The sequence below is a fragment of the Bradyrhizobium sp. 45 genome, from assembly GCF_023073155.1.
Lineage (GTDB): Bacteria > Pseudomonadota > Alphaproteobacteria > Rhizobiales > Xanthobacteraceae > Bradyrhizobium > Bradyrhizobium canariense_D.
The window spans coordinates 28331-47459 of record NZ_JADPIX010000006.1 but is presented as its reverse complement, the minus strand read 5'-3'; the positions used below and the strand labels follow the sequence as shown (position 1 = coordinate 47459).

Sequence of the window (19129 nt, the reverse complement as noted above, 5' to 3'; positions counted from 1 at the left end):
GCCGTTCCTCGTGAAAGCGCCACCGCCACGTGGTTCGGGAACACAAGCGATGTCCATTCTTGTCACACGGCCGCATCCCGACAATGAGGCGACGTCGGAAAATCTGCGTGCACGGGGTCATGTGGTGCTGCTCGCGCCGGTGCTCAAGTTCGAGCCGGTCGCCTTCCATGACGAGAGTGAAACGAGCTACAGCGCCGTCATTGTCACATCGGCCAATGCGATCCGTGGCGTCGCATCGCAATTACCGGACCTTGGTCTCCTGCAGCTGCCGCTGTTCGCGGTCGGCGAGCACACGGCTGCCGCCGGGCGCGATGCCGGTTTTGCCGAGGTGATCGTCGCCGGTGGCGATGCCGCTGCCCTGCGCGACAAGGTGATGCAGAGCGCGCGCGACAAGCGGCTGAAGAAAAAGAGCACGTTGCTCTATCTCGCGGGCGCGGATCTGTCGCGCGACCTCGGCGGGGAGCTGGGCGCCGAAGGCTTCATCGTCATCACGCAGACGACCTATCGCATGGCGCCAGTCAAGCTGTTGCCGCGCGATGTCTGTGAAGGCTTTGCCGCCCATGGGATCGAGGCGGTGCTGCACTACTCCCGGCGCAGCGCGCGGGCTTTCCTGGAGGCCGCGCGGGCGGAAGGTGTCGAAATCTCGGCTCTGGCGATCCCGCAGTGCTGCCTGTCCGAGCCGGTCGCCGGCGTACTGCGCGAGGCCGGTGCCTCGCAGGTTCTGGTTGCGGCGACGCCGGACGAAAATGCCTTATTTGACACCTTGGAGCGTGCTTTGCGCACCCGTTTGGCGTAAGAGGTCGGGCCGAATCCGACGCAATCGGGTCCGTTCGTTCAGGGCAGGTAAGTGTGAGGAACCGTCACGATGGCCGACGACAAGCCTGAAGACGCAGGATTGGCTCCCGAGTCCGGCCGCGCCAAGCGCATCCCGCCCACCATCGACCTCGAGGCGACGGAAGTCTCGACTCAGCCGCAGCAGGTGACGGGCGAGCCTGAGGCTGGGGCAGCGACCGAACAGGCCGCGCATGAGCAAGCCAAATCTGAAGAGGGCAAGTCTCAAGAGGAAAAGTCTCAAGAGGTAAGGTCCGAAGAAGCTATTGCCGCGCCGCAGCCCGAACCTGCCGAAGAAGAGTCTTCCGTTGCGTCCGCGTCGGTATCGCCGTCGATTTCACCCTGGGTTATCGCTGCGTTCTCCGGCGCCGTCGCAGCCGCAATCGTGATCGCGGTCGGCTGGATGCTGGGCTGGCCTGCCGTGCAGGCGCCGCCGGCTGCTCCGCAAGTGACGGGCGCAACCGTCGAGGCGCTGAGCGGGCGCGTGGCCGCGGTCGAAGCCAAGACGGGCAAGCCGGCCGCCGATCCGGCCATGGTGGCGCGGATCGATGCGCTGGAGAAATCCGCAACGAGCCTGCGCAGCGAGATCGCCAATCTGCGCGCACAATCCGACAAGACTGCCAGCGCCCTAAACGACGCGACATCGGCGCCGCGCGCTGCCGCGCCCGATCTTGCCGCTCTCAACGACCGCCTCGCTCAGCTCGAACGTGCCAGCAAGACCGAACGTGCGGAACTCGCACAGCAAAGCGAGAAGATCGCCGACGCGAAAACGATGGACGACAAGCCGCTGCGCCATGTGGTGGCGGCGGCCCTGCTCGACGTCGCCGTTCGCCATGGCGATGCCTACGAGTCGCAGCTCGCCGCCGCGCGGTCGCTGGCAGCAAAGCCGGAGATGCTGAAGCCGCTCGACACCTTTGCGTCGTCAGGCATTCCGACGCCGGTCGCCTTGAGTCGCGAGCTCCTCAACATCGTGCCAAAATTGTCGCCGCCGGCGGAAGCTCCGGCCAGCGGCACCGGAATCGTCGAGCGCCTTCAGGCGGGGGCGTCGAAACTCGTCCGCATCGAGCGTACCGACGGGGTCGGCAACGATCGCGGCGCGATCGTCGCGCGGGTGACGGCGGCTGCGTTGCGCAACGATTTCGTCGAGGCGCGGCGCGAGTTGAAAACGCTGCCCGAGGCCGATCGTGCACCGGCGCAAGCTTGGCTCGACAAGACCGATGCCCGTGACGCCGCGCTCGCCGCGTCACGCAAATTCGCCGACGCCGCCATGGCGGATCTCGTCAAGCCTGGTCAATAAAGGTTCGCGCAACAATCAGCGCGTATAGGGATCGTCATGCTTCGCATCGTCCTCTTCCTCGTTCTGATCGCACTGGCGGCGGCCGGCGCGGCCTGGGTTGCCGATCAGCCCGGCGACCTCGTCCTGACTGCGGGCGCTTTCCGCGCCACAACGACGCTTCCCCGCTTCGTGTTCTTGCTTGGTCTCTTTGCCGCGGCAGTCGTGCTGGTCTGGAGCCTGCTGACGATGGCCTGGCGCGCTCCGGGGCGTCTGCGCCGCCGTCGTCACGAAAAGCGCCATGCTCGCGGCCGCCACGCCATCACCCACGGCCTGCTTGCGATCGGCCATGGCGACACCGCGCTTGCCCGTCGCCACGCCGATACCGCGCGGCGGCTGGCTGCAAACGATCCGCTCGCGCTTCTCTTGCATGCGCAATCGGCGCAGCTCGAGGGCAATCGCGACGAGGCCCAGCGCGTCTTCCGTGCCATGGCCGAGCGCGAGGACACGCGCCTGCTCGGCCTGCGCGGCCTGTTCATCGAGGCGCAGCGCGCCGACGATGCGGTCGGCGCCGTGATGATCGCCGAGGAAGCGATCAAGCTGTCGCCGTCCTCGACCTGGGCCTCGCATGCGGTGCTCGGCTTCCGCTGCGCGCGCGGCGACTGGAGCGGCGCGCTCGCGATCCTCGATTCGAATCTGTCCGCGGGCCTGATCGACAAGCAGGCCTATCGCCGCCAGCGCGGCGTGCTGCTCGCCGCCCGCGCGCTGGAATTGGAAACAATGGACCGCGACGTCGCGCGCGAGAGCGTGATGCAGGCGGTCAAGCTCGCGCCGACCCTGGTTCCGGCCGCAGTGCTCGCTGCAAAATTCGAGAGCGAGGCGCATCAGGTGCGCCGCGCCATGAAGCTGGTGGAAACCGCCTGGCTCGCCAATCCGCATCCTGATCTTGCGGATGCCTATGCGCATGTGAAGCTCGGCGATTCCGCGCGGCAGCGCCTGCAGCGGGTCGAGACGCTTGCGGCCAAGATTTCTGCCGACAATGCTGGCTATATCGAGGGCCAGCTGGCGATCGCGCGCGCCGCGATCGATGCGTCCGAGTTTGCCCGTGCGCGCGCGGTGCTGGCGCCTTACGTCAACGATCCCACCCAGCGCGTGGCGATGCTGATGGCCGAGATCGAGCGGACCGAGCATGGTGACGGCGGCCGGGCCCGCGCCTGGACCTTGCGCGCGGTGCGCGCCCGCCATGATCCGGCCTGGACTGCGGACGGTTATGTCAGCGACCGCTGGCGTCCGGTTTCCCCGGTCACCGGCCGTCTTGACGCCTTCCAGTGGCAAACGCCAGTCGCGAGTCTTCCTTCCGACAAAGGCGCCATGATCGAATCCTCGGCCTTCGAGGAAGCGATGCTGGCGGCTCCGCCGCCGAAGCGGGTGACGGCGGCCCCGAGCGAGAGCCCGGTGGAACCGGCTGTCATGGCGCCGGATCCGGTGCCCGCTCCGCAGGACAATTCGCCGCCCCTTGAAGCCCAGGAAATCTTAAAGGAAGCCGTCGAGGAGACCGCCAAAGAAACCGTCAAGGAAGAGCCGGTCGTCACGCCTGCCGAGCCGCTCAAACCGGCCCCTGAGATCGCCGAATCATCGTCCGCGGCGGCAACGCCGGTGTTCCGGACCCGCGCCGACCTTGGCAAGCCGGCACCAGCGCCTATTCCCGCCGTCATCCCGATCGTCCGCGCGCCTGATGATCCCGGGATCGATGACGAGGGTCCGAGCGATGAATTTACGGAACAAATCGGCACGCCCAGGGACCACGCAAAGGCCCAGGCCGGCGGCTGGCGCGGATTCTGGTCTCGCTGGGGCGGGTGAGCGGCATTTGGGAGCCGGCGCCACCTTGCCAATTCGGGCCATGCCCGATATCAGGAGCGCGCGTAACGGGACCGGCCTCGCGCGGGCCCCGGCAAGGTTCGCCGCAATAGCTCAGTTGGTAGAGCACGTCATTCGTAATGACGGGGTCGGGGGTTCGAATCCCTCTTGCGGCACCAGCGCCCCAGTGTCCGGCCCGAAGACATGGGTAACGGAACGTACCTAAGACATGGGTGACAGCCTCGCGCCGAACGGGTGTCGAGAGGTTGCAGGCGTCTGCTTCAGGTGCAGCGCGTCTCGCGCGGCGGTTATTAGCTTGCGGTCATCATCCGTCGCCATTGCATCGATCCTCGCTATCACCGCCGGGCATGCACTATCGCTGCGGATGAATTTCAAAGAACGCGTGCAGGCGCTCGGCAGGATCGGCTTTCATTGAGTACGGCCGACGGCCTGCCTTTGATACAGCTTCGTCCAATTGGGCAAACCGTGTTGCCCGCGCTTCAAGGTGATGCTTTTGACTATCTTGGTCGAGATTTGCGGGCAGAGAGATCATGGATCGAACGTTTGCAGCAAACGCTTTTCCGGCTGTCCTTTCACCGGCTCGGGCAATAACTTCTAGATCGACATGTATGTCGGCCAAGTTATAGGCGCTGATCTTTCCCCCGACGTTATCAGCAATTCTTTCGATTGTTTCTGCGCAGGTCTGCGCGATGTCGGGCCAGCCTTTGTCGAGCGCATCGAGTCCAAAGACCGCAAGATTGGCCGTCGCGTCGGACAAGTGGTGTCCCTTTGCAGGACGATCAGCAGGAAAAAATCCTCCCACCCAAGTTATGAGTGGCTTTAGGTCATCCACAACCGTCGAGATAAATTCCTCTGCACCTGAAGGTGGATGCGCGATCTGGCGCATGAGCACTTTCAGAATCGCATCGAGGGAGTCCAGCACCCATTTGGCCAATAGGGTGCCTTGAAAATCGATACTCGACAGGCGTCGGTAATGCCCGCGGACTTCTTCCGCGGCCTCAGATAGATCGGCGAAGGGATCGTTCCATGGCCGCTCTGGATCAACCTTGATCTTTGCCGCGATGCTTTCGACCAGCGCCGGGATGCTAGCTTCAAAGCCGAGTGCGTAAGCCGGGAAAACGTGTAAACGGCGTTTACCTGCGGCGTCAGCCAATATCTCGGACGGAATTAGTTCGGAAATTTGGTCTAACGTCGATTTTAGCGACCCTACTTCGAACAAGTCGTTCTCGATTTCAAAACGGACCGCGAAAAGAATGGCTTCAAACGAGCGGAACACCGAAATCTGATCCGACTTACCGTATCCATCCACAGCAATGTCAAAGAGCGCCTCGTTCGCCTCCATTGTTGTTTCCGTAGAGCCCACATCAGTCGAGCGGTTTTGAAGCACGGCTCCGAAACTGGAAATAGCACGCAATTTTGCGTCGGGCATGTTGGCCGCAAGCACCAAACGCGCCGCGCGGTGAAGGTAAAAGCAAGCACTATAGGCCAGCGGCGCTACTCTCTGCTCTGCCGCGCCGGGCGCGACAACAGACATAGCCTGCAATGTCATCCGGCCCATTGACGAGATTGAATGTTGCACAACTCGCTCGTTCTTGGCGGCAATCGCGTCCTCTATGATGTGCAGTATGCTCTCGTAGATGGGATTCAATACGTCCGATACGTCGCTCAGGTATCCAGCAAATGGAAATTTGGGATCTACATGAAGCGTTATGCTCTTCTTTCGTAGGTCTGAGTATTCGGTAGCGATAGTTTCAAGCGCGCCGAGGGTTTCGATGGTCGCATTCGAGTCGCGGCGAGCAATGAAACGGTGCGCAAATTCCTCAAGTTGCGCAATCGAGTGTTGGAGTCCTTGAGGTAAGCGCGTGCGCACAATTGTTTGTGCGTGGAGTGTCTGATCCATCTTACTCGGCGCGCCGTTAGCAACGACTTGAATTGCGACCACCTTCTCAGCAGCTCGTCCTATCCTGCGAATCTGCGCGCTGCTGACCCGTACGATTTGTCGGATGGCCGACTCTGGTGCAAGCAGGTTAAGTGTTGAAACGTAGAAGCGGCGCAGAGCATCGAATGATATTCCAAGAAGAAGGAATTGCAGCACCAGGGACATCTTCGGATCGAGCCGGACGGACCACCGCGTCCCCAGCAAGAGCGAGAGCATCGTAGTCGCCACCAAAATCAAAAAAACGCCGAGAAGAGCACGATCCTTAGCGAACTGCTGCAAAACAGAGATAGAAAATAATTCGGCGGCGCGTTGCGCAGGAATAATTGAAAGAGACAAAACTAGCGCAAGCGCAGCGCCAATTATTTGGGCGGCGGCTAAGTGCATCTCACTTGCTTTGATATCCGTGCTGTCAGCGATGGTGTAGAAGAGCACCGAGATTATCACGGACACAATTGTCGCGAGGAGCGTTGATCCTTTGGAGGCGACTTGCTGGATCGTTCGTTGCAGGCGCAGGTCTGTAGACAGTAGCGCTTTGATGTACGTCGCATGGGCGCGACGGCGGTACCCAAGGGCGACGCGGCCGAATTTGTGCCATCGCGACTCGCTAATTGGGTCGCTCAGCTTTGTGGGTGGTTCAGAGGTTCGCCCTAGCGGACTAGAGCGGGGTGCTTCCGCACGATGACCATCCCGAGCGGCAGTTGACTGCGGGCGAGACGGTGTAGACTCGCCTTCCTTCATATGTGGAAAGACCTTATACATTAGACAATTCGAAGATCAGCGAGGACGGCCAACTATAGTTGTCGTTCGCAGCGTCCACAACTATCGCACAGAGAGCTGCCGTTCCATCGCAACGGACGCGTTCGGGATCGAGCGCCACCCTGAGTGATCGTGATCACATAAACTCGCAATCGGCTCCCCTAGTGTCCAGCTCACGCCAAACACGGGGAGATTTCATATGCGCAAGATCATTTTGGTGACCGCCATGGTGCTGGTCTCTGCCTCTGCCCAGGCCGGAGGCCCGCGCAGCCTGTCGCTGTCCGCGGTGAGCGAGCCGGCTTCGGTTCAGCAAACGACGCCGGCGCTTGCCGCCGCGCCGACGCAGGTGAGCGAAGCAGCGCCTGCCGCCGAAGCTCCGAAATATCTCGATCGCCCGCCGGCGGTGTCGCTCAATGCGCCCGCGGCGGTTGCCACACCCACGACCACGACGGCCTCAGCGCCCGCGACGACGACGCAACCCGCCGCGAAGACAACGGCCAAGGCAGACAAGCCGAAGCACAAGCGCAGCTGGACCGAAGGCCGCATCATCAGCGAGCTGCATCGCCATGGCATCTACTGGTAAGATGCCCGCTCTCAAAAGGATATGGCCGGGACAAGCCCGGCCATCACGCGAGAGTTTTGAATCTGATCGGGCGCGTTACTGCGAAACCGTCTGCACCACGCTCCCGATCGGACGCGCGCTCGAGGTCGGCACCTTTAGGTCCTTCAGCAGCGCCTCGTCATATTCCGGCAGCGACTGGAGGGTCGTCTTGGCCTTCATCTGCACGATCTTGTAGCCGCCGGCCTTCAGCCGCGCGAGCAGCGCGGGCATGGCTTCGCCGGTGTGCTTCTGGAAGTCGTGCATCAGGATGATGCCCTTGCCGAGCTTGTCGAGCCTGGTCATCACGGTCTCGATGATCTTCTCCGGCGTGGCGCCCTTCCTGAAATCGAAGGAGTCGATGTCGGTCGAGAACATCGCGACGTTTCGGGTGCCGAAATAGCTCACGATCGCCGGATTGTGCTGGAGCTGCGGGAAGCGGAAGAACGGCGCCGGGTTGGTGCCGAGCGCGTATTTCACCGCGCTAATGCCCTTTTCGACCTCGTCCTTGGCCATCTGCTCGGTCATCTTCTTGCCGTTCAGATTGACGTGCGACCAGGTGTGCGTGCCGACCGTATGGCCCTGGGCCAGCACCTGGCGCAGGATCTCCGGGTGGTAGGTCGCATGCTTGCCGACCGAGAAGAACAGGCCCTTGGCGCATTCGTCCGCGAGCGCCTTCAGTACGGCGGGCGTGTTGACCGGCCAGGGGCCGTCGTCGAACGTCAGCACGACCTCCTTGTCGGTGAGGAAGTCGAACTGCTTGAAATGATCGAAGCCGAAGCCCGGACCGCCGGTGGTGTCGATCTCGACCACGCGGGAGACGCCGAGCGCGTTGGGATTGGCGCAGGTCGATTTCTGCTGAACCGGCATCGGCGCGGGTGCGGGCGCCGAGGCGGCTGCCGCCGGCTTGGCCGCAATCGCGGCCGTGATCGCGACGTCGTCCTTGGCGGCGAGCTTCGCCTGTGCCGGCAATGGATCGGCGGCACGGGCGGCAATCGTCTTGGGAGCGGCCTGGTCGGCGCGCGAGGAATAATAAAACCAACCGCCGGCGGCAATCACGACCGCCGCAACTACACTGGCCAGCATCAGGCCCAACGCATTACGCATCGCCATTCTTTCCAATTACGCAACCAAACCGGCGGAATTTCCCGCTCGACGAGCCATTAATGCGAAGGAACAGTTAACGTGACACCAACACGACAGCGGATATGGAGGAATTTCAGCGAGGTGCGCCAGCGTGACCGAGGTCACAGAGGGTGAGCCTCCCGTGACCGTCATCACAGTCGGAACTGTTTTGCTGGAGCATGGTCAATCCCATCAACAACGGCGGGCCCGCTTCCGCGGTGCCAATGGGAGCTTCAAATGACCAACTCGCTGAACATCAAGTCCTTAAGTAGCAAGATCCGCGACGTCAGCCTGGCTCTGGGCTTTGCCGCCATCCTCTCGATCGCCTCGACCGGCTCGAGCTTCGCCTTCTCGTCCGAAGCGCAGCAGCAGTGCACCGGCGACGCTTTCCGCCTGTGCTCGTCGGAAATCCCGAACATCCCGAAGATCACGGCGTGCATGATGAAGCATCGTTCGGATCTGAGCGCCGGTTGCCGTGCGGTGATGGACAAGGATCTCGCCAAGGGCGGCGCGTCACGCAAGGTCGCTGACGCCCAGGACAGTCAATAAGAGTCGATCAGTAACAGCAACGATAGCGTCGTTGCGTCGGTTAGCTCCCCTCGCGATGTGCCCCGGCGTGATGCCGGAGCGCCGCGGCGGCGCAAGCCCGTCTGCCAATAAAGCCGTTGCGGCTTCGGGATCGTCGCTCTAGCTTCGCCCGCACATCTTCCGGGTAAGAGGCATTACGCGATGACCAGATTTCTTTGCATCATTCCATTGATCCTGTTTGCATCGACTGCGTCAGCGCAGCAGCCCGGTCACGACGCCTGCGCGCGCGACGTCACGCGCTTCTGCCGTCCGGTGATGAACAATGGCGATGGCGCCGTGCTCGCCTGCCTCAAGCAGAACCGTACGCGGCTCACCAAGGGCTGCGACAAGGTGCTGACGGATCACGGGCAGTAAGACGTCGCTACGGACTCGCAAAACCTAAGTGCTGCTTCCCGCCGCAGTGGCGACCACGGGCAGCACCTCACTTGCTGCCTGGTCCGGCGTCTCCTCTTTCCAGCGCACCGAGCCGAACGGACGCTCGAGCATGCGGCGGATCCGCACCGGATCCGGGCCGATGTGGAAATCGATCGCCTCCTGATGCAGCGCGCGTTCGGACTGGGTCGAGCGGTTGCGCTGGCGCAGATAGTCGAGCCAGGTCGGGCAATGATAGCGCTCGGTCCACAATTCGGGATCGGCGATGTCGCGCGCGATCGACCAGCCATAGGCGCCGTTGCGCTGGCGAGAGAGCTGCACGTCCTGCATCACGTTGTGAAAGGCGCGGGCGTTCTCTTGGGCGACGCGGTATTCGATCTCGACCACCAGCGGCCCGCTGCGCGCCGTGAGCGACAATTTGACTTCCGGATCGGCCAGCAGATCGGCGTCTTCGTTGCGGGCGCCGACGCGCGGCATCGTGAGCCAGATTCCGAGCACCGGCGAGATCAGCATCAGGCCGGCGGCCGTCAGCAGCGCTACCTCGACGCCGGCATAGTCGGTGAGATGGCCCCAGCCCCAGGCGCCGATCGCGATGCCGCCGGAAATCGAAGCCTGAAACGCCGCGAGCGAGCGGCCGGCGACCCAGCGCGGCGCCGAGAGCTGCACGCCGATATTGAACAGCGCGATGGCGGCCATCCAGACCGCGCCGGCGAGCACCAGCGCAGCCGCGGTCAGCACCGGCTCGGTGCTCACGGCGAGAGCGGCCATCGCAAACGCCATCGAGATGGTGCAGGCGCGGATCGCGGCTTCGCCGCTCATGCGCTTGCGCAATTCGTGGATGTTGAGCGCGCCGATCACAGCGCCCATTCCGAAGGCGCCGAGCATGATGCCGTAGGTTTGCGCGCCGCCATGCAGCAGATCACGTGCGACCAGCGGCATCAACGCCATGATGGCACCGCCAATCAGGCCCATCACCAGCGTGCGCAACAGCACGATCTTGATCGGCGGCGAATTGGTGATGTAGCGGAAGCCCGATACCATGGCGCGGTTGAGCTTCTCCCGCGGCAGGCGCGAGGGTTCGGTGTTGCGCCGCCAGAGCAGCAGCACCACCAACAGCGGCAAATAGAGGATCGCGTTACACGCGAACGCCGCGACAGCACCGAGTGCGGCGACGATGACACCGCCGACCGCAGGGCCGAAGCTGCGGGCGATGTTGTAGCTGATGCCGTTCAGCGCGACGGCTGACGGCAGTGCATCGGGCGGCACCTGCTCGCTGACCGAGGACTGCCAGGCCGGACCGAACAGTGCGTTGCCGCTGCCAACCACGAAGCAGAAGGCGAGCAGCGTTTCCGGGGAAATGAAGTTGAGCCAGGCCAGGACCGTGAGTGCGGTCGCGCCAGTCAGCGCGATCATGAGCGCGATCAGGGTGACGATACGGCGGTCATACATGTCGGCGATGGCGCCCGCCGGCATCGAGATCAGCATGATCGGCAGCATCAGGGCGGTCTGTACCAGCGCCACCTTGTCCGCCGAGGCCGCCATCTGCGTCATCGCCCAGGCGGCGCCCACGCCCTGGATCAGCAGGCCGAGATTGGAGAGCAGGCTGGCGAGCCAGATGCGCCGGAACACGGTGTACCGTAGCGGCGCCATGATGCCGTCGGCGTCAATTTTCTGACGGTTCGTCTGCTCGGTCATATCCCCTTCCAAATGGGCTGGCAGAAGTGGCGTCGGCGTGGTCTTTGGGCGATTTCGGCAAGTTCAGTGATGCCCGCGAAAGTCCTTCGCTGTCCAGTGGTTAGGCCGGTATAAGCGGTGCACAGAGATGCTTTTGCCGGGGAGGAACAGATGAAGCTGTCACGACGGATGATCTTGCAAGGTGCCGGCAGCTTGCCCTTCGCAATTGCGAGCTTGCGCACGGGCGCATTGGCTCAATCCGCACCCACTGCGCCGAGCGAGGTGCCGCCAATCCTGTTCGTCCACGGCAATGGCGACTACGACGCGCTCTGGATGACGACCTTGTGGCGGATGGAATCCAACGGCATTGCGCGCGATCGCATGCATGCGATCAATTTCAACGATCCCAATGCGCGAAGTGACGACAAGGTCGAGCAGGCGGGCCGCTCCTCGACCGAGGACCAGCGCCGCGAGCTCGCCGCCGCCATAGCCGAATTGAAGCGCAGCACCGGCGCCGCCCGCGTGGCGCTGGTCGGCAGCTCGCGCGGCGGCTATGCCATCCGCAACGTCATCAAGAACGGCGGCGCCGGCGATGTCAGCCACGCCGTGCTGTGCGGCACGCCCAATCACGGCGTGTTCGCGACTGACGACCAGCCCAACAGCGAGTTCAACGGCCGCGGCGCGTTCCTGCTCGGCCTGAACGAGGGCGAGAGTGAGGTGACGCCGGGTGTTGCCTTCCTGACCTTGCGCAGCGACGGCATGGACAAATACGCGCAGGCCGATGGCCGCTTCATCGGCAAGCCCGGCACGCCGACCGGCGTCAGCGTCGAAGGTCCGGAGTTGAAGGGGGCCACCAACCTCGTGCTGGGCGCACTCGATCATCGCGAGGTGGCGTTTCACCCCCGAGCCTTCCGCGAGATCTATAAGTTCATTGCCGGCCGCGAGCCCGCGCGAATCTCGATTGTGCCGGAGCAGAGCGTCAGGCTGAGCGGCCTCGTGACGGGCACACCGGGCGGTGCGCCGACCAATCGGCCGGTGGCCGGTGCAACCGTCGATATCTTTCGGGTTGATCCTGAAACCGGTGAGCGCAAGGGCAGCGCCGTGCACAGCGCGAAGACCGGTGCCGACGGCCGCTGGGGACCGGCGCAGGTCGAACCTTCCTGGTCGCTCGAATTCGCCCTCGCAGCGCCGGATGCGCCGACGACGCACATCTACCGCTCGCCCTTCCCGCGCTCGTCCGACGTCGTTCACCTGCGCGCCGCGCGCCCGCTCGGTCCCGCGGACAAGGACGCCGGGGCCGTCGTGATCATGTCGCGTCCGCGCGGCTATTTCGGCCTGCCGCGGGACGTGGTGCTGCTCGACGGCAAGGAGCCGGCGGACGTCAAATCGGGTGTGCCCACGGATTCGACAGCAACACTGCGCCTTCCGGCCGGCGAGGTCGGGCGTAACATCGTGGCCGAATTCAACGAAGAACGAATTGTGGCACGCGCCTGGCCTGCCTCCGAGAACAGGATTGCGATTGCCGAGCTGACTTACTAGCTAACTGCCTGCGCCACCCCTCCGGGAGAGAGCCATGAACATCGCCAGCGTGCGTCGGCCCATCGTCCCTCCGACGCCGCCGCGAGCGCCCGACGACATGTCGTTCCTCGGCCGGCTTGCCGTGATCAAGCGGAATATGATCGCGACCTGGGGGCAGCGCGCCTATGAGGAAGACGTCATTGAAGGCCGCTTCTTCTTCCGCAACAGCTTCATCCTGAACCGGCCGGATGCGATCCGGCATGTCCTGCTCAGCAATTACGAGAATTATTCGCGTACTCCGGCGGGCATCCGCATGCTTCGTCCCGTGCTCGGCGACGGTCTTCTGATTGCGGAGGGCCATTCGTGGACGTTTCAGCGCCGCACCCTCGCGCCGGCGTTCACGCCGCGTGCGACAGCAAATCTCGTTCCGCACATGACGGCGGTGCTCGACGAGACCATCGCAAAGCTCGACGGGCGAACGAGCGAGCCGGTCGATCTGCGCGAGATCATGCAGCGCATGACGCTGGAGATCGCCGGCCGCACCATGTTCTCGTTCGGCATGGACCGGCATGGTCTGACCTTGCGCAACTTCGTCATGGAGTATGGAGCCCGACTCGGACGGCCGTACTTGCTCGACATGGTGCTGCCGCTGTCCTGGCCGAGTCCGATGGATTTTGCCCGCGCCCGTTTCCGCAAGCGCTGGACCGAATTCGTCGCGATGCTGATCGCCGAGCGGCGTGAGATGGGCAAGAAAGACGGCGCGCCGCCGCGCGATCTTTTCGATCTCATGGACGAGGCGCGTGACCCTGAAACCGGCAAGGGCTTTTCGGACGAACAACTGGTCGACGAAGTCGCGACTATGATCCTCGCGGGTCACGAGACCACGGCGACCGCGCTGTTCTGGGCGCTCTATCTGCTCGCGCTCGATCCCGATACGCAGGAGGAGATCGCCTCCGAGACCCGCGGCGAGCACCTCGACAGCATGGCCGACATCGATCGGCAGAAGTTCACCCGCGCCGTGATCGAGGAGACCATGCGGCTTTATCCGCCGGCCTTCCTGATCGCCCGGGCCGCGCGCGAGAAGGACAACGCGGCCGGCGTCGCCATCGGCAAGGGCGACATCATCATGATCGCACCGTGGCTGCTGCACCGGCACGAGAAGCTGTGGGATCAGCCGAACGCGTTCATTCCAAAACGCTTCATGTCCACGGAAGCGCCCGATCGATTCGCGTATCTGCCCTTTGGCGCGGGTCCGCGCGTCTGCGTCGGCGCCCCCTTCGCGCAAGCCGAATCCGTGCTGGCGCTGGCCCGGCTGATCGGTGCGTTCCGTGTCGAGCTTGCCGATACCAGCCCTGTCATTCCGCTCGGCGTCGTCACGACCCAGCCGGACCGGTCGCCGCTGTTCCGCATCACGCGTCGGTGACAGGCGTTCGCCTGGCCGACGGCGTGATCCACTCCAGATAGAGTTGCGCCATGAGCGATATCCAGGCCCAGTTTTCCGTTCTGAAGCAGACCGCCGATGCGAAAGTGGTCGACGCGATCGCGCGCCTCATCGAGGACGGCGAAGATCACGAGCTCAACCGCGTCAATGTACTCGATTTCGCGAAGCAGCACGGTCTCGATGAAGAGCACGCGATCTCGGCATTCCTGCATTCGGCGCGGCTCGGCCTGTTCGATCTGGGCTGGAATGTGCTGTGCCCGGGCTGCGGCGGCGTGTTGGGTGCGCACTCGACCCTGAAGGCGCTCAAGCCAGACAATTATCATTGTGCGCTGTGCGCCTGCGGCTACAAGGCCTCCGTCGATGATCAGGTCGAAGTCTCCTTCACCGTCAATTCACGTGTCCGGCGCATTGCGGCGCATGATCCCGATACGCTTCCGGTGTGGGAGTACTTCAAGCAGGTGTTCTGGAGTTCCGGCGTCGACTTCAACAAGGAATCGTTTGCGACGCTCGCCAACGAGGTGACGCTGGACACGATGGAGCTCCCGGCCGGCGAGAAGGCGACCATGTCGCTGCAACTGCCGGACGATTTCATCATCATCTTCGAACCGGTGACGCACGCGGCGCATTTCATCGACGTGCAGGGCGAGCCCACCAAGGACCGTCAGCAGCTCGCCATCATGTACAACAGGGTGCAGGCGCCGACGGGAACCACGACCATGCGGCCGGGCCCGCTGCGGCTGTCGCTGGAGAACCAGGCCGGCGTACGCGTGCTGCCGTCGGTGTTCATCGCGGCCGAGGCGCTCCATCACCTCATCGGCAAGCGCAAGCCGTTCCTGACCGCCAAGCGGATGCTGTCGAACCAGACGTTTCGTGATGTGTTCAAGGCGGACAATCTCAGTCTCGACCAGCGGCTCCAGATCACCTCGCTGACCTTCCTGTTCACCGATCTGAAGGGATCGACCGCGCTCTATGAGCGCGTCGGCGATCTTGCCGCCTTCGACCTCGTGCGCGCGCATTTCCATGCGCTGCTCGAGATCATCTCCTCCGAGAAAGGCGCGGTGGTGAAGACCATCGGCGACGCCGTGATGGCGACCTTCGTCCGTCCCGAGCATGCGATCGCAGCGGGTTTGCGGATGCGCGCGGCGATGGACGAGCTCAACAAAAAGCGCGGTACTGCCGATCTCATCGTCAAGATCGGCATCCACGAAGGTCCGTGCCTCGCGGTGATGCTGAACGAGCGGCAGGATTATTTCGGCCAGACCGTCAACATCGCCGCCCGCGTGCAGAGCCTCTCGACCGCGCAGGAGATTCACATCACCGGCCCGGTGCTGGATGCGCCGGCGGTTGCCGAAGTCCTCAAGCAGCGCGAAATCAGGCCGATCCAGAAGCAGGCCGCACTGCGCGGCATCGCCGACAAGATGGTGGTGTACGAGATACCGTGACTGGTGTCGTCCCGGCGAAGGCCGGGACCATACCGCGTGATTTCCGAAACAGGCTGGATGGTCGTTACCAAAGCCTTCGCCAAACCGCAGCCTGTGGTTATGGGTCCCGGCCTTCGCCGGGACCACATGTGCGCACTTGCCTTGCCCTACTCCAAAATCACAGACTCAGATTGCCGAAACGTAATGCGACGCGCGGAACTGACGCACGTTGCGCCGGTTGAATTTCCTACTCATATAATGCTGGTAGCGGTCGCGCTCCGCGGCTTCATCGATTTCGGTAGGACCTTATGCTCGACGGCCTGCGCCAATTCATCGCCGACATTGTTGCTCCCCATGCCCAGGACCGCGCTTTCGGTGACGGTGATTACCGGCTGGCGGCGACCGCGCTGCTGGTTCACGTGATCTCGCTGGACGGCCAGCCGACGGCTGCCGAGCAGCGCAAATTGCACAGCCTGATCGAAAGCCACTTTGGGCTCGATCGCGGCACCGCGGATCGTCTGATCGCGGATGCGACGGAGGTCGAGGGCGAGGCGGTCGACCTCTATCACTTCACCAGCATCATGATGCGCTCGCTCGACGAAGAGGGCCGCAAGCGGGTCGTCCAGATGATGTGGGAGCTGGTCTATGCCGATGGCCAGGTTACCGAGTTCGAGGATAATGTGGTCTGGCGTGCCTCCGACCTGCTCGGGATTTCGCAACGCGACCGGATCGACCTGAAGCACGCGGTCGCAGATCGTGCCGGTGGTCAGGTCAAGGACAGCGCGGTCGGCGGGTGATCACTGCCAATACCGCCAATTGGCGGTTGTGCGGACCACATGACGAAACTTTAATGTAGCCTCGGGGCTGCCCTGGTTCCGGTTTTCCCCTGTAAAAACGGGGTTTTCCTGCTTCCCCCGTTTCCCGCTCAGGTGGCTATGCGGTGGACGCCGCTTGCCTGTCGCGCACGGCCTATGCTCTCGTTCCAGCATTGCGGCGCCAAAAAAACTTCAATTCAAGAGATCTCGATCGTGACTGAGCGGGTAACGTTGATCACCGGTGCCTCGGCGGGCATCGGCACGGAGCTAGCGCGTGTGTTCGCCGCGAACGGACACCGTCTTGCGCTGACGGCGCGACGCGCGGACCGGCTCGAGGCGCTCGCAAACGAGCTCGCTGCCAAGGGTGGCAAAAAGCCGATCGTGATCGCCTGCGATCTTGAGGATGCGGATGCCGGCGAGAAGATCGCCGCCGCACTCGCTGCCGAAGGCGTCGAGCTCGATCATCTCGTCAACAATGCCGGCTTCGGCGTGTTCGGCGACGCAATTGAGCGCGACCGCGTCGAGCAGGTCGGCATAGTGGATGTCAATGTCCGGGCTCTGACGGATCTGTCGCTGCGCTTTGCCGATCAGCTGATCAGGAACAAGGGTGGCCTTCTCAACGTCGGATCGGTCGCCGGCTATCTGCCCGGCCCCGGCATGGCGGTCTATTACGCGTCCAAGGCCTATGTCATTTCCTTCACCGAGGCCTTGCGGGCGGAGCTTGCACCGCACGGCGTTCGCGTCACCGTACTTTGCCCGGGCCCGGTGCCCACCGAATTCCAGGCGCGCGCCGGCGTTGGGTCCGGACATGATACGGCCCTTCTCAATGTTCCTGCCGCTGAGGTCGCACGACAGGCCTATCGCGGCCTGATGGCCAACAAGCGGGCCGTGCTCCCCGGTCTGGGCATCAAGATTGTGCCATTCGCGCTGCGCTTCTTCCCGCGCGGCTTCATCCTGTCCGCCACCAGCCGGTTTCAGAGACAAAGACGCTAGAGGGAGCTCTCGGTCGGTCGTGGCCCGGAGCTTGCTTTCTATCGGGAGTGTGTGTGCGCAAACTCACACGAAATTAACGATCGCTTAGTTATGCTGGCGGTCAGAACCGATAGCAGTCGCAAAGACCATGTCGTTCCGGACGGACAGATTTGGTGGCGCAGATGTGGTGCCCTTCCCCAGAAGGACGCCTGATGTCGCCGCCTTCGAAACCCGGTTGCCGGTTCTGATCATCCTGCATCAGGAATCCTCGACGCCCGGCCGCGTCGGCAATGCGCTGCGCGCCCTTGGCCACCGCCTCGACATCCGCCGTCCCCGCCTCGGCGATCCGCTGCCTGAGACCCTCGACCAGCATGCCGGCGCTGTGGTCTTCGGCGGTCCGATGAGCGCCAATGATCCCGACGACTACATCCGCCGCGAGATCGACTGGATCGAAATTCCGCTCCGCGAACAGCGGCCGTTCCTCGGCATCTGCCTCGGCGCGCAGATGCTCGCGAAGCAGTTAGGAGCCCGCGTCGCGCCGCATGCCGATGCGCTGACCCAGATCGGCTACTACCCGATCCGCCCGACACCCGCGGGACACGGGCTCTGCCCGAATTGGCCGGCACGGGTCTATCACTGGCATCGCGAAGGCTTCGAGCTGCCGGTTGGCGCTGAACTGCTTGCCGAAGGCGATGATTTTCCGGTGCAGGCGTTCCGCACCGGCAACGCTTTCGGCGTGCAGTTTCATCCTGACGTGACCTACGCCATGATGCATTGCTGGACCACGCGCGGCTATGACGGTCTCAGCGCGCCCGGCGCGCGGCAGCGGCATCATCACTTCGCGGACCGTGCCGTCTACGATGCCGCGGAACGGGCCTGGCTTGATCAATTCATCGACGGCTGGCTGGCGCGTCGGCCGTTGCTGGCGCAAGCCGCCGAGTGATCGCGCCCTCCCAGGCCGTTGGCACAAGCCCTTGTCTCATCCCTTGATATGCTAGGCTCATGTCAACGAGCGCGCGCGAAACTGCGCCGGCAAACAAAGGGAGAGCACCATGGCTTACGAACACATTCTCTATGAGGTCAGCGACAAGGTCGCGACCATCACGCTCAACCGTCCCGATCGCATGAATGCGTGGACGCCGATCATGGAGCGCGACGTGCGCCATGCGATGGAAGCATCGAGCGCCGATGACAATGTCCGCGTCATCGTGATCACCGGCGCGGGCCGCGCCTTCTGCGCCGGTGCCGACATGGACGCATTGAAGGGGCTCGACCCCGATGATGTCAGGCGCGCGTCGAACCTGCCGCCCTTCGACATGAACCGGCGGCCGGACTGGCAGACGCGCCATGGCTTCTACCCGTCGATCGGAAAGCCTGTCATCGCCATGCTCAATGGCGCGACCGCCGGCATCGGCCTCGTCCACGCGCTCTATTGCGACCTGCGCTTTGCCGCCGACAACACCGTGTTCACCACCGCCTTCGCCCGGCGTGGTCTGATCGCCGAGCACGGCATCAGCTGGATGCTGCCGCGAATCGTCGGCCACGCCAACGCGATGGATCTGTTGCTCTCGGCGCGCCGCGTTTCGAGTGACGAGGCGCTGCGGATCGGGCTGGTGAACCGGCTCTGCTCGCCCGAGAAGCTGCGCGAGGAGACCTATGCCTATGCGCGCGACCTCGCCGATTTCGTCTCGCCGAGCGCGATGGCCGTGATCAAGCGGCAGCTCTACGAGGTGCCGTTCCAGACGCTGGCGGAGGCGACGATCGAAGCCAACCGGGACATGATGGTGGCGCTGAACGGCAGCGATTTCCGGGAGGGGGTCGCGAGCTTCATGGAGAAGCGGCCGCCGAGGTTTACGGGGAAGTAGGGAAGCTTAAGGGGCAGTCCGTCTTCGCCCTGCGGGCTACGCCGGACACCACGCTTCGCCCCT

At 63.5% G+C, this 19129-nt stretch carries 16 protein-coding genes and 1 tRNA gene; 14 read left to right on the top strand and 3 right to left on the bottom strand.

Features of this window, described 5'->3' with window-relative positions:
• Positions 1-49 precede the first annotated feature (49 nt).
• The 4 genes from IVB42_RS00750 (at position 50) to IVB42_RS00735 (ending at position 4140) form a co-directional block, all read left to right on the top strand.
• Positions 50-796 carry a uroporphyrinogen-III synthase gene (locus tag IVB42_RS00750; RefSeq protein ID WP_018459701.1) on the top strand — a complete coding sequence of 249 codons (747 nt, stop codon included), beginning with the start codon at positions 50-52 and terminating at the stop codon, positions 794-796.
• 69 nt (positions 797-865) lie between these two features.
• Entirely contained in the window at positions 866-2128 is a 1263-nt protein-coding gene (locus IVB42_RS00745; protein WP_018459702.1) for a hypothetical protein, read from the top strand.
• Positions 2129-2164: 36 nt separating this feature from the next.
• Positions 2165-3964 (top strand): heme biosynthesis HemY N-terminal domain-containing protein, encoded by a 1800-nt coding sequence (locus tag IVB42_RS00740; protein WP_018459703.1) that lies wholly within the window; start codon positions 2165-2167, stop codon positions 3962-3964.
• Positions 3965-4064: 100 nt separating this feature from the next.
• Positions 4065-4140 (top strand) — tRNA-Thr (locus IVB42_RS00735).
• A 194-nt stretch (positions 4141-4334) separates the two neighbouring features.
• Here IVB42_RS00735 and IVB42_RS00730 read toward each other — a convergent pair.
• Positions 4335-6353 (bottom strand): hypothetical protein, encoded by a 2019-nt coding sequence (locus tag IVB42_RS00730; RefSeq protein ID WP_157643122.1) that lies wholly within the window; start codon positions 6351-6353, stop codon positions 4335-4337.
• A gap of 523 nt (positions 6354-6876) precedes the next feature.
• Here IVB42_RS00730 and IVB42_RS00725 point away from each other — a divergent pair.
• The gene (locus tag IVB42_RS00725; RefSeq protein WP_018459732.1) at positions 6877-7260 is read left to right on the top strand and encodes a hypothetical protein; all 384 of its coding nucleotides are present in this window, start codon (positions 6877-6879) and stop codon (positions 7258-7260) included.
• A gap of 75 nt (positions 7261-7335) precedes the next feature.
• Here IVB42_RS00725 and IVB42_RS00720 read toward each other — a convergent pair whose 3' ends face one another.
• Entirely contained in the window at positions 7336-8382 is a 1047-nt protein-coding gene (locus IVB42_RS00720) for a polysaccharide deacetylase family protein (RefSeq protein WP_247295801.1), read from the bottom strand.
• Between the two features lie 255 nt (positions 8383-8637).
• On the opposite strand from IVB42_RS00720, the gene IVB42_RS00715 reads away from it, so the two are divergent.
• Positions 8638-8949: a hypothetical protein gene (locus tag IVB42_RS00715; protein WP_018459734.1), complete on the top strand. Its 312-nt coding sequence runs from the start codon at positions 8638-8640 to the stop codon at positions 8947-8949.
• Between the two features lie 180 nt (positions 8950-9129).
• Complete coding sequence (locus IVB42_RS00710; RefSeq protein WP_018459735.1) at positions 9130-9342, top strand: hypothetical protein; 213 nt, start codon at positions 9130-9132, stop codon at positions 9340-9342.
• A 24-nt stretch (positions 9343-9366) separates the two neighbouring features.
• On the opposite strand, the gene IVB42_RS00705 is transcribed toward IVB42_RS00710, so the two are convergent.
• Entirely contained in the window at positions 9367-11055 is a 1689-nt protein-coding gene (locus IVB42_RS00705; RefSeq protein WP_018459736.1) for an MFS transporter, read from the bottom strand.
• A 150-nt stretch (positions 11056-11205) separates the two neighbouring features.
• On the opposite strand from IVB42_RS00705, the gene IVB42_RS00700 reads away from it, so the two are divergent.
• From IVB42_RS00700 to IVB42_RS00670, 7 genes are all read left to right on the top strand, one after another.
• A complete protein-coding gene (locus tag IVB42_RS00700) occupies positions 11206-12573 on the top strand; it encodes a twin-arginine translocation pathway signal (protein ID WP_018459737.1) in 1368 nt (455 codons plus the stop codon).
• 34 nt (positions 12574-12607) lie between these two features.
• Positions 12608-13975, top strand: a complete 1368-nt coding sequence (locus IVB42_RS00695; protein ID WP_018459738.1) for a cytochrome P450 — start codon at positions 12608-12610, stop codon at positions 13973-13975.
• Between the two features lie 50 nt (positions 13976-14025).
• Positions 14026-15435: an adenylate/guanylate cyclase domain-containing protein gene (locus IVB42_RS00690; RefSeq protein WP_018459739.1), complete on the top strand. Its 1410-nt coding sequence runs from the start codon at positions 14026-14028 to the stop codon at positions 15433-15435.
• Positions 15436-15722: 287 nt separating this feature from the next.
• On the top strand, positions 15723-16211 hold the full coding sequence (locus IVB42_RS00685) for a TerB family tellurite resistance protein (protein WP_085359631.1): 489 nt from the start codon (positions 15723-15725) through the stop codon (positions 16209-16211).
• Between the two features lie 231 nt (positions 16212-16442).
• Positions 16443-17222 (top strand): SDR family oxidoreductase, encoded by a 780-nt coding sequence (locus tag IVB42_RS00680; RefSeq protein ID WP_026233870.1) that lies wholly within the window; start codon positions 16443-16445, stop codon positions 17220-17222.
• Positions 17223-17349: 127 nt separating this feature from the next.
• A complete protein-coding gene (locus IVB42_RS00675; RefSeq protein WP_026233871.1) occupies positions 17350-18144 on the top strand; it encodes a glutamine amidotransferase in 795 nt (264 codons plus the stop codon).
• Between the two features lie 109 nt (positions 18145-18253).
• Positions 18254-19066, top strand: a complete 813-nt coding sequence (locus tag IVB42_RS00670; protein ID WP_018459743.1) for an enoyl-CoA hydratase — start codon at positions 18254-18256, stop codon at positions 19064-19066.
• The last annotated feature ends 63 nt before the right edge of the window (positions 19067-19129 follow it).